This window comes from uncultured Dokdonia sp. (assembly GCF_947492535.1).
Classification (GTDB): domain Bacteria; phylum Bacteroidota; class Bacteroidia; order Flavobacteriales; family Flavobacteriaceae; genus Dokdonia.
In genome coordinates, this window is the sequence record NZ_CANLNH010000013.1 from 76,401 (window position 1) to 88,172 (window position 11,772).

The following is an 11,772-nucleotide window of genomic DNA, read 5'->3' on the forward strand; positions in this document are numbered from 1 at the left end:
ATGTATTATTTTATAAATTAGCTTTAAAATCTTTTTTTAAAACTATGACTAGATCTTACGCCTTATCTATTAGTGTATTATTATTTTTGACTATGTCCCAATGTGCTTCCTTCGAAAAATTAAGTACTCCTGAGTTTATAGGAGATGCATCTTATTATCGAACTTGGGTGGCAGGTGTTAAAGGAGGAGGTTCTGGAATGGATTTTTATATTGATATAAATGATGTACCTGCATCTGTAGAACTTTTGACACTGTATTTTAAAGAATATAATGCACAGGTTTTTTTTGAAGCAAATCGATATGTTGCTCATTTTAAAACTCCAATGAATACGAGTACTACTAATGGATCTACTCCAGATATAACTCCGAAAAAAAAACCTCCTTTTGAGATTACTGAAGAAGAAGCGATTCTTATGTATAAAAAAGAAGGAAAGGAATACTATACTAAAATTCAAAAAATCACAAACAAAGGTCATATAGCCTTTCCAAGCGCAGGTGGACCTAATTCTAAACATTAAAAAACTAATTTTTTTTTATAAATCTCGATATTATAAAAAAAAGATACAATGACTCGTTTTTACTTTATACAAATTCTTATTCCTGAATCCTCGCTTTCTCAGTATCGGCGCTAGATCTACTTGTTCCTTCTTTTACTTTTGTATTTCCAAATGGGTATGAAAAACTAATACGCCAAATACTAGAAATTGTAGATTCTGGCCGGAAGCGTACATCAAAGACATTGTCATAGACTTCTGTTGTAAGATCACCGACTTGTGATTTGATATCAATACTTTTAAAGATATCGGTGACACTCAATTGTAGACTACTCCCATTTTTAAATTCCTTTTTTACTCCTGCATTTACAGACCCAAATCCTCTCACCGTAGCACTTCCATTAAAATGCTTTGACGTATACCACCCAGATAGTTCTAGTGAAATTTTTGAAGGAAATTGTATGGTCTGACTGCCATTAAAATTGTAATGTACATAGTCATGTGTAAGCTGGTCTCTCGTATGTAGTAATTTAAATTGTCGTACCCCAATCGTACCATTAAGATTCAGTTGCCACCAGTTATTTATTTTGACAGGGATATTGGATTGGAAGTCTATACTATTTTGATATTTCAAATTTTGAGGAGCTATAATAGCAAGATCACTACGATCATCTTCGGTTACTTGAAAACGCGCCAATGGATTGTCTTCTTGTGTCGCAATTAAAGAGAAACTATAGGACTTATAGGCATAAGTAGCTGTGAGCGTATTTGTAATGGCAGGAGAAAGCTGCGGATTTCCACTAAAAACCGATGTAGGACTATTATAACTTAAGAAAGAAGCGAGGTCTGTATAATTAGGTCTTGTGATTCTACGTGTATAAGCAAAATTCCAGCTTTTAGTATCAGATACTGTTTTGGTAATAAATAGCGAAGGAAATAATTGTCCAAAACGTCTATCTAAGCTGGCATCATCAAATTCTTGATTCCAATATTCATAGCGAAGACCAAGTTGGGTATTGATTGTAGGGCTTAGTTGATAATTTGCAATTCCATAAATAGCTCCAATTTGCTCTGTATTTTCATTGATATTTATAAATCGAGGATCGGTGACGAAGGTATCTCCTTCTTGAATTTCAATACGTGCATTGTTTGTTGTTTTAGACAATGACCCTTTTAGGCCTCCTTCTAAGCTTAGTTTATTATTGATAGGTCTACTGTAATCTACTTTTAAAACACCTACATCAATAGAAGTGCTATTGGTGCCTCGATTTCCATTGTTATAAATCTCCCCTTCAGGTTGAAAGGGCGTTCCATTTTCATCTAAATAGATACTTTGTACGTTGTTTGGTGTATCATTTTTGTAATTTATATAATCTGCAGTGATTCCAAAGGTATGTTTGTCATTTTTGGTTTCAAAGAAGGCTGAGGTATTATAATTTTTCCATTGTCCATCAGCTTGTAAATTAATACGCGCATCTAGAAATGGATTTGTTGGAAAGTTATAGAGTCCGCGGTTATCTGTAGTAATCGCAGGGTTGGATTGATTGTATAAAAGACTTACACCAAAAAGAGATTGTTTTGTAAGTTGATGCTCAAAGCCAGATGTGATATTATGACTTCTATTAAGTTGTGATGTTTCACTGGTGAAGTCTATAAAAGTTTCTCCTCCAAATACAGGTATATTAGTCCTTCCGAGACCATTCCAAGTACTGTAGGTATCGTCATAAGAAAATGAATATGTACCGTATACAGTAGTTTTCTCGGTTCCATAATTAAGTGATAGACTGGTGGTTTGTTTAAACCCTTCTCCATATCCAGCCGATAGGGTTGCATTTCCTCTTGTGCCTAATGCTTCATTTTTATCGAGCACAATATTTATAATTCCGGCATTCCCATCGGCGTCATAACGTGCAGAAGGATTGGTAAGGAGTTCTATCTTTTTAATATTGTCGGCGCTCATTCCTTGTAATAGTGTAATAAGGTCTGAAGTCGGAATTCGTTGTGTTTTTCCATTAATCATAATCGTAGTTCCACTTTTTCCATTTAGTGAAAAGCTATTATTTCGTTGATCTAAAATGACACCTGGTGAGCGTTCTAATACCTGTAAAGCAGAGCTTCCCTTGGTAAGAATACTACTCTGTACATTAATAATACTGCCTTCCTGTGTGCGTTCGATGAGCTTCTTTTTGGCGACGATAGCAACTTCATCTAAAGCGGTAGCTTCCTCTAATAGTGTAATGATTGGGATTGTTTTTGTGTCCGCTTTCGCGAAAGCGAACGACTCCGAATTCCATGTTTGATAGGATAATAAATTCACCTGTAAGGTATATTGACCTGTTGGGATATCGTCTATTTTAAAATCACCCGTTTCATTTGTAATAACCCCTTTTATAAGTTCTTGGGTATCGCTTGTGAATAACATTACATTAGCGAAAGGAATTGGATTTTCGCTTGAATCTATGACATGACCCGTTACTTGACTATAGCCAGTATATGTAATTATTAATACTATTAAAAGGATATGTATTCTCATAATCTTGGATTGTTGATACCGCAATAACTACAGAGAATTCATAGAAAGAAAATAGGATTGCTAAGAGGTAGAAGATTCTTTATAAGCGGTATATCATGCTAAAAACAAGCATTTGCAGACGATACTTAGGTGTAAATAGCCACTTATCAATTATTTCTTACTTCTTGTCAAATAATCTATAGTAATTACTTAGGTCTTATTGTATTTTTATAGAATGACTAAACGATTAGAATCTATTATTTCTCAGATCATGAAATATAAAGGGCATCATATTGCACTATGGGCCTTATATCATTTTGTTTGGTGGTCTGTTTATGAGGGGAGTATCATTCGTGTTTTTACTACATTACTAGAACCTCAAAATATCATTAAGTATTTAGGATATGTTATTTTTCAAGCGCTAGGTGTTTACTTTTGTTTGTATGTGTTGATTCCTAAATTTTTAGAAAAACGCAGGTATATTTATTTTTTTGGAAGTCTTATAGCTACGTTAATAGGAACGGCATTATTTATTACCTGCAATTATTATATATCGGGTGCTATTGTAGGAATTTCTCCATATGAACTGTTTAAGATAACTCCAGCTTCTCCAATTACTATTTTTAAGAATAATGCGTTTCCTTCTTGTGTTGCAGCAATGACATTGGGAATGAGTATTAAATTGGCTAAAAACTGGTTGTTATCTCAAAAACAACAACAGCTCCTAGAAAAAGAAAAATTAGAGACAGAGCTTAAATTTTTAAAATCTCAATTTAATCCGCATTTTTTATTTAATACGATTAATTCCATTTTTGTTTTGATCAATAAGAATACAGAAATGGCTTCAGAATCCCTTGTAAAATTCTCTAGCTTATTACGGTATCAATTGTATGAATGTAATACACCTACCATTCAATTGAGTAATGAAATACAGTATATTAAGAGTTTTATAGAGTTAGAAAGCTTGCGACAAAACGATAATTTTTCTTTAGAAGAATCGTATCCTGAAACCGTACCAACAGATCTTATGATTGCTCCTTTTATTTTGATTCCATTTATAGAAAATGCGTTCAAACATTTGGCAGAAGATCATCAATTAAAGAAATGGATTCAATTTGATTTGCGTATAGAAGATGGTGTGCTGACATTTTTTATAGCCAATAGCGCTAATTTTCAAATTCAGACACATACGTTAGAAGATGCTTCTTATAAAGGTCTAGGACTTAAAAATGTAAAACGTCGACTCGATTTAGTATATCCAGATACGTATACTTTGATAGTAACAGAAAATAAAGATCGGTATACAGTACAACTTTCCTTAGTTCTATCAAAACAGGTCCATGTTCAACTTCAAAAAGTAACCGCATGATACGATGTATAGTTGTAGATGATGAGCCTTTGGCAAGAGAATGTATTACAAATTATATTCAAGAGATTGATTTTCTTAGTTGTGTAGGGAGTTTTACTACCGTATTAGAAATGAATTCATCACTGAGTATTGAAGATGTAGATGTGTTATTTTTAGATATTCAAATGCCGGTTATTAATGGATTGGATTTTTTGAAAATGACTAAAAGTCCGCCTATTACGATTCTTACTACGGCCTTTCCTAATTATGCTATTGAAGGTTTTGAATTGAACGTATTGGATTACTTATTAAAGCCTATTTCGTTTAATCGGTTTTTTGCTGCAGTCACAAAAGCAAAAAAGCAGTATGCATTACAACAATCTGCAACTGATACTGTATTGATTCAAGAAGAACAAGATTGTTTTTTTATTAAAAGTGATGGGAAGTATGAAAAGATTTATGTGAATACGATTCTTTTTGTACAAGCCATGCAGAATTATGTGATTATTCAAACCACAGAAAGACGTTATATAACTTTACTTTTTCTCAAAAATGTGATAGAAAAGTTAGATAAAAAAGCTTTCATTAGAGTTCATAAATCGTATGTAGTCGCTATTGCAAAAATAGACGCGATAGAATCGCATGAGATTTGTATACGTGAGTATAAAATTCCGTTGAGCAGAAATTATAAAAAAGAAGTAATGCCTGTCATTATTGGAAATAAATTATGGAGCGGACATAAATAGTTTTAAAAAAACTACGTTACTCCATGGAATAACGTAGCTCTTCTAATTACTTATTTAGTGCGTTCTAATGCTAGTTTTACGGCTTCATAGGCATTGACTACTTTTCCTGTTTTAGATAATGTGTCAAATGGAACTGGTTCTTCAGTACCAGGCTTATGTACTTCTAATGATGCAGATACTGCAGAGTCCTCAATAATACTTTTAACTTCTTCAGGAGTTAACTCTGGGAAATAAGAAAGTAATAAAGCTGCAATTCCTGTAACTACGGGAGACGCCATACTCGTACCACTACGGTTTCCATATTCATTATTTGGTAAGGTCGAGTAAATATCAACACCAGGCGCAAAAACATCAACTCCTTTTTTTCCATAATTTGAAAAACTAGCGACAAAATCTTCATTATAGTTACCAGATGTGGCACCTACTTCAATCCAATTGGTTGCCACAGTTCCATCTAAAAGTAATGGAGAAGGGAAATTGTAATAATAATCGATATTCGTATTATCATTTCCTGCTCCGTGTACTAGTAATACGCCTTTTTCTTGCGCATATTTTACAGCCGCATCTACCAATTCTTTTTGTGGAGAATAGTCTTTACCAAAACTCATATTGATGACACGCGCTCCGTTATCTACAGCATATCGTATTCCATTAGCCACATCTACATCTGCTTCGTCACCCATAGGCGTGTTACGTATAGGCATAATAATGCTTTCTGGTGCAATTCCTCTAACACCAATTTTATTATCGCTTTGAGCTCCTATAATTCCTGAAACATGAGTTCCGTGCTCAGATCGTTTTGAGACATCAGAATTTCCATATCCTGATGTTGTTTCTCCCACTATAGTACGTCCATCAAAATCTAGGCTGTAATTGTATTTGAGGCGAAGTTCAACTTCTTCTAGTCGGCTTACAGATGAAGTATACCTATCTATAAGTCCTTCAGAAGTAAGTCGTCCATTATTACGATCCAATATTCTTAAATAGGTTGCTTTTAATTTTTCGATGTTAGAAGAACGAGGTTTAAATTTTTCAAGCTCTTTTCTGCTAAAAGATTCTTTATCTAATGCTTTTAGTAATGGTGGCACCAGCGATTCTAAAAAATCACTTTCTTCTTTAGTATCATTATATCGCTCTTGCCATGTTTGTTTTGCTTCTTCATATTTTTCTTTAAAACCAAGAAATATAAGATAGTCTTCTCTTTCTTCAGGTGTAATGGTATACTTATCTTTCGTGCCAAAACGTTTTAGGTAGTCTCTATAAATTCTTGTCATCTCTAGGGTTTCTGCCACTAAGCTTTCTCCATTAGCGTTTCCTATAAAATTCCATCCGATGGTATCATCTATAAACCCATTGCCATCATCATCTGTATTATTTCCTGCGACTTCATCTTCATTTTTCCAAACACGATTTTTTAAATCTTCATGTTCGATATCTAATCCAGAATCTAAGACAGCAATAATTACAGGTTGTGGAGTTCTGTTTTTTAATAATTTATATGCCTTATCTAGGCTTATTCCGGGATATCCATCTTTTTTCTTATCCAATAAATGCCATCCGTCTGGAACTTCTTGTGCTTGTAATTGTATAGATGAACATAGAATGACGAAGCTTGTCAATATCAAAGCAATGTTATTTTTAATCATAGAATTTATTTTAATAGGTAATTAGTACTGTAAGTCTATTTCGAAGTATGAAAAATAAGTATTTTTTATCAGTTTCAAAATCAACAGTTTCTTAAAATATATCTATGGTAAACTTTAGAATAAATACTTAGAAGTATACCTATCTTTGATATACATTATGTAGTTATAGATTTATGAGAGAATTTGCACAAAACGCTTCAACGAATACTAAAAAAGATAAAAAGTCTAGAATCACAATAGGAAAAGCATTTAAAACCATTATTTGGCCACGTCGTAAATTGGTATTTATAGGATTAATCCTTATTGCTATTAGCCGATTAGCTAGCTTAGTATTACCATGGCAAACACAAGTATTAATAGATGAGATTGTGTTTTGTAAATATTTAGATAGACTAGATAATGTTTTATGGTTTGTCGGAAGCGCACTTCTAGTACAAGCGATCACCTCTTTTTTATTAACTCGCATTTTAAGTGTACAAGCACAATATGTAATATCAGAATTACGAGCGCAAGTACAGAAAAAGGTATTGTCACTTCCTATTAGTTTTTTTGATAACACAAAATCAGGGGCATTAGTGTCTCGTATTATGAGCGATGTAGAGGGGGTTCGTAATTTAATTGGAACGGGATTGGTACAATTGGTAGGAGGTACCATTACAGCGGTGGTCTCTATTGTATTATTAATACAAATTAATCCTTGGATGACTTTATTTGTTTTCTTACCTGTCACCATTTTTGGATATGTTGCGTTACGAGCATTTAAGTATATACGACCTATTTTCAGAAATCGAGGAAAGATTAATGCTGAAGTAAAAGGGAGATTAACAGAAACACTAGCTGGGGTACGTGTTATTAAAGGGTTTAATGCAGAAGATCAAGAAAATAAATCCTTTGAGAAAGGTGTAGACCTTTTATTTCAGAATGTAAAGAAGAGTCTAACGGCAACGGCAATAATGACAAGTTCATCAACTTTCTTATTAGGGCTAGCCTCTGTAGGTATTATGGGAATAGGCGGTTATTTTATGATTCAAGGCGAAATGACAACGGGTCAGTTTTTATCTTTTACGTTGTATTTAGGACTGATGATCGCACCTATTGTACAGATGAGTAATATAGGGAGCCAACTTACAGAAGCGCTAGCAGGATTAGATCGTACAGAAGAATTGATGAATATGACTCCTGAAGATGAAGTAGGAGATCGTACAGTAACCTTAACAGAATTTAAAGGCAATCTACAGTTTGATAAGGTTTCTTTTGCCTATGAAGAAGGGAAAGAGGTCATACACGATATTAGTTTTAAAGCGCCTGCGGGTTCTGTGATTGCACTAGTAGGAAGTTCAGGTTCTGGAAAGTCTACCATTGCAGGATTGAGTGCGACCTTCTTAAACCCAGATTCTGGAACAATTTCTATAGATCATCAGGATCTGTCTAAAGTCAAGCTAAGTAGTTTTAGAAAACATTTAGGCGTTGTTTTACAGGATGAGTTTTTGTTTGAAGGGACGATACGTGAGAATATCTTATTCCCAAGACCAGATGCTAGTGAAGAACGATTATTGCAAGCGGTCAAAGCAGGGTATGTGAATGAATTTACAGATCGTTTTGAAGAGGGATTAGATACCTTAATTGGAGAGCGAGGTGTGAAACTTTCAGGAGGACAACGACAGCGTATTGCCATTGCGAGAGCCATTCTCGCCGATCCTAAGATTATTATTCTAGATGAAGCAACATCCAATCTAGACACAGAAAGTGAAGCCTTAATTCAAAAATCATTAACTGAGCTTGTAAAAGACCGAACTACAATTGTCATTGCTCACCGTTTAAGCACCATTAAAAAAGCTGATCAAATTCTGGTGATAGAAGCAGGTCGTATCGTTGAACAAGGAACACATGATGAGCTTATAGCCAAAGAAGGGAGGTATTTTGATTTATATACGTATCAGGCGAAGATATAACGGCAAGAGATATGCTTTTCATTGGTAATTGTAATGAATACGCTTTCGCGAAAGCGTATAAAGTAGTATCCAAACTGCATAAATAACTTACAATTATACCATTTCTCACTCTTTTTACTACACCGTATTTTGAATAATTTACGCTAGTAGTCACTGTTTTAGCTAGTAAGCGCCTATCGGTGTTAGCTATTGTCATTCAGTTAGTTGTATACATTTGAAGTATTAATAATCATTTAAAATTTTTAAGTAATGTTAAAGAACATTTTAAATCAAGAAGGTGTACAACAATTAGAGACATCAAAACAGAAATCAGTAACAGGAGGCGGATCTTGTGCTAGTGGTATTTATTGCGATACAAATGAAGATTGCGGAGGCGGTTGGGACTCTAGATGTATCAGAAATGAATGTCATCTTTTTTAAAACATTAAAAAGATGCATACTTTTTAGCATCACATGTATGTTCTTTTTTATGTAAACAAAAGCTATACGTACTAAACGTATAGCTTTTAAAATTAAAAGATGATTTCCTACTTAGAATATTTAGGTAAACATTTTTTATCCAAATATCATGTCCCTTTAGGCGTATCTTTAACAATCTTCATCTTGTAATAAGGGAGTTCCTTTGTGAGATAAGTATAGACACCAGTTGAGTGTTTCAAATCTATTCATCAAGTCTCGAATGGAATCAAAAAGACGCGCATCTGATTCTTGATTTTTGATAGTACGATAGAATTTTTCAAAGGCATAGTCCATATCTGCAAATTGGTATGCTTCTTCTACATTCTTTTGTAACACCTCTTGTAATGCTTTTACACTATCCACTTTATTTCTGAATAGCTTTGTTAATGTAGTAGGAGAGGAACAACCATTTCTTCGTACTTCTTGTAACTCTTTACATAAACAATCCCAATCTGTCGTTCCTGAAATTTCACCAAAATCAGTAAAAGCGCCTTGTATTCTATCTACGAGTTGAGCTATTGCATTTGAGTTTTTATCAGTTTTTAAACTAAAACCATAACCTACAATTTTTGTTTCACCGAGGATAGGCGTTATTCCTACCATTTCTTGAACAGTACCAATTTCAACATTTGCTTTGTTGAGTTTTGCTCTTACAACCATCAATACTTTAGTGCCTGGGCGTAATGAATCTGTAATTTCGATAGTTGGGTCTTCTCCTGGTTTGACCATGATGCATTTATCCATACTTGAGAACACTAATTCAACAGCATCAATCATTTTATTTTCTGCTATTGTTACAGCTACTTGTAATGGTACCGTTTTTAGTCCTTTTTCGTCTGGATAATCTATGATGATAGGTTGAAAAGAAAGTTGATCTTCAGCGATATTACCAAAATTCATCAATGTGCTTTCGATCGTTAGATTTCTTTGCGCCCAATCATTATTATCTCTAACCAATTGCTCTGTCTGTGCCCATGTAAGAGCGGTGATATCTTCGCCAGGTTCTGCTGGTGTATGCACCACTGCAAAGACACAACTATGTGTTGGACTACCATTTGGTATTGTCCATGGAAGCGATACTGTTTGTGTTGTTCCAGGTGTAAGCGTTCCTGTAATTGGAGCAGCTCCTAATAATTGAATATTTGCGGCTCCGCCACCTGCACCAGGATGTTTTAAATAAAAACGAACTTCGGCATCTCTTACACGTAGGTTTTCTAATACATCAATTTTTGCAAATAAATAGTTGGTGTGTAAGGTAACTCCGTCCATTTCAAATCGTGCAGGGTTTTCATGATCTGGAGTTCCATCTGCATTTAAACCTCCAGCTACATTTGCCTGACGGTTCCATACATTTGACATAGCGTAGAAGTTTCTTCCAGGAAATCCAGGATTTGATTCAATACCAGCATCTTCTGGGAAATCTTTTAATACGGTATCTGGAATATCATGCATTAAACAACATGTATTTGTAGATGTACTAAGTGCAGGATTTGCAACATTAATACAGTTCCAATGTGTATTATTTGTCGAATTAGGGATATTTGGAGAGCCAGACGGTGTCATTACGGTATTATCATCTGGTTCTGTACAGCCTGAAAAAGTAGCTCCAGGATGTCCTAAGCCTAGAATATGTCCTAGTTCATGTGCTAATAATTGTGGGTTTCCGGCATTGTTATCACTCATTACTACATTCCCTAATATAGAGTTACACGCATTGGCAACACCTCCTCCTATAGAAGGTAAATTATTGTCTACTACAAATACTTCAATGGCATTTGCATTTGGAGACGTATACGAGGCTCTGATGTTAGCAATATTACTACTTGTTTTAAGGGTTGCATCTGTAATAATGTGAATAGGTAATACATTAAAATTAATACAACATTTTCCCCAAACAGTGCTTGCAGATGCCATTTGAACCGCTACAGATTGTCCCGTAGGAGACATATCAGAAGTACTACTTCTATATCCTACAGGTTGAATCGTTAGTGTGCGTTCATTTACCTCTAGATCAGGATGACAATTTCCTATATTGGCAATATCTCCTAATGTAGAACCAGCTAAAAGAAATGTAGATGGGCGCTTTTGATATAATTCTAAGGTATCTACTAGATGAATACCTCCATTTTTGTAACGCATTGTAATGGTAAGGTCTCTTAATTGATATTTCCCTTCATTATCAGAAGAGATATCAAACCTTCCAGAAACGATGGTTTCAAAAGTTTCAGACTCAACAGTAGTCACATGGTCACTAATCCAAGTAACTCCTAATTCATTTTCAATAGCTTTATATACAATATCTGAGGTAGTTTGTATGGTAAATGAAAGCCCTTCTTTATCTCGTTTTAAGGTGTTTTTTCCAAAATGAGCCATACCACTTATTTTGCCAGTATTCTTTCCTCTTGATGCTACACCTAGACCATACCATCCTAGCTTTGCTAGTTTAATACAAATACTTTTGTCATGTTTTTCTACAATTTGGAGTTTCATCTCTCCTTCAATAAAGTCTCTTTTTCCTTCTTCTTCTGAGTTTACCTGAAGATTTCCTTGTAGCTTCACAAGAATATTCTCTTTAAATGTCGTTTTCATTGCTTTATAGTTTAAATAATAGATAA

8 protein-coding genes are annotated in these 11,772 nt (G+C 34.3%); 5 read left to right on the forward strand and 3 right to left on the reverse strand.

Annotated elements, in window-relative coordinates:
• The first annotated feature begins 44 nt into the window (after positions 1–44).
• Positions 45–518 (forward strand): hypothetical protein, encoded by a 474-nt coding sequence (locus Q1A60_RS16330; RefSeq protein ID WP_299767158.1) that lies wholly within the window; start codon positions 45–47, stop codon positions 516–518.
• A 76-nt stretch (positions 519–594) separates the two neighbouring features.
• Here Q1A60_RS16330 and Q1A60_RS16335 read toward each other — a convergent pair whose 3' ends face one another.
• Positions 595–3,027 carry an outer membrane beta-barrel protein gene (locus Q1A60_RS16335; protein WP_299767157.1) on the reverse strand — a complete coding sequence of 811 codons (2,433 nt, stop codon included), beginning with the start codon at positions 3,025–3,027 and terminating at the stop codon, positions 595–597.
• A gap of 214 nt (positions 3,028–3,241) precedes the next feature.
• Between Q1A60_RS16335 and Q1A60_RS16340 the strand changes: the two genes are divergently transcribed.
• Both Q1A60_RS16340 and Q1A60_RS16345 read left to right on the forward strand, forming a co-directional pair.
• Positions 3,242–4,375, forward strand: coding sequence for a histidine kinase (locus tag Q1A60_RS16340; RefSeq protein ID WP_299767156.1), 1,134 nt, complete (start codon positions 3,242–3,244; stop codon positions 4,373–4,375).
• Positions 4,372–5,100, forward strand: coding sequence for a LytTR family DNA-binding domain-containing protein (locus tag Q1A60_RS16345; protein WP_299767155.1), 729 nt, complete (start codon positions 4,372–4,374; stop codon positions 5,098–5,100). The genes Q1A60_RS16340 and Q1A60_RS16345 overlap by 4 nt, the downstream gene beginning before the upstream one ends.
• A gap of 50 nt (positions 5,101–5,150) precedes the next feature.
• On the opposite strand, the gene Q1A60_RS16350 is transcribed toward Q1A60_RS16345, so the two are convergent.
• On the reverse strand, positions 5,151–6,746 hold the full coding sequence (locus tag Q1A60_RS16350) for a S8 family serine peptidase (protein ID WP_299767154.1): 1,596 nt from the start codon (positions 6,744–6,746) through the stop codon (positions 5,151–5,153).
• A gap of 173 nt (positions 6,747–6,919) precedes the next feature.
• On the opposite strand from Q1A60_RS16350, the gene Q1A60_RS16355 reads away from it, so the two are divergent.
• Together Q1A60_RS16355 and Q1A60_RS16360 are read left to right on the forward strand one after the other, a co-directional pair.
• On the forward strand, positions 6,920–8,698 hold the full coding sequence (locus tag Q1A60_RS16355; protein WP_299767153.1) for an ABC transporter ATP-binding protein: 1,779 nt from the start codon (positions 6,920–6,922) through the stop codon (positions 8,696–8,698).
• A gap of 249 nt (positions 8,699–8,947) precedes the next feature.
• Positions 8,948–9,118 carry a hypothetical protein gene (locus Q1A60_RS16360; RefSeq protein WP_299767152.1) on the forward strand — a complete coding sequence of 57 codons (171 nt, stop codon included), beginning with the start codon at positions 8,948–8,950 and terminating at the stop codon, positions 9,116–9,118.
• A gap of 168 nt (positions 9,119–9,286) precedes the next feature.
• Here the strand turns inward: Q1A60_RS16360 and Q1A60_RS16365 are convergent, their stop codons facing one another.
• Entirely contained in the window at positions 9,287–11,746 is a 2,460-nt protein-coding gene (locus tag Q1A60_RS16365) for a hypothetical protein (protein WP_299767151.1), read from the reverse strand.
• Positions 11,747–11,772: the final 26 nt, after the last annotated feature.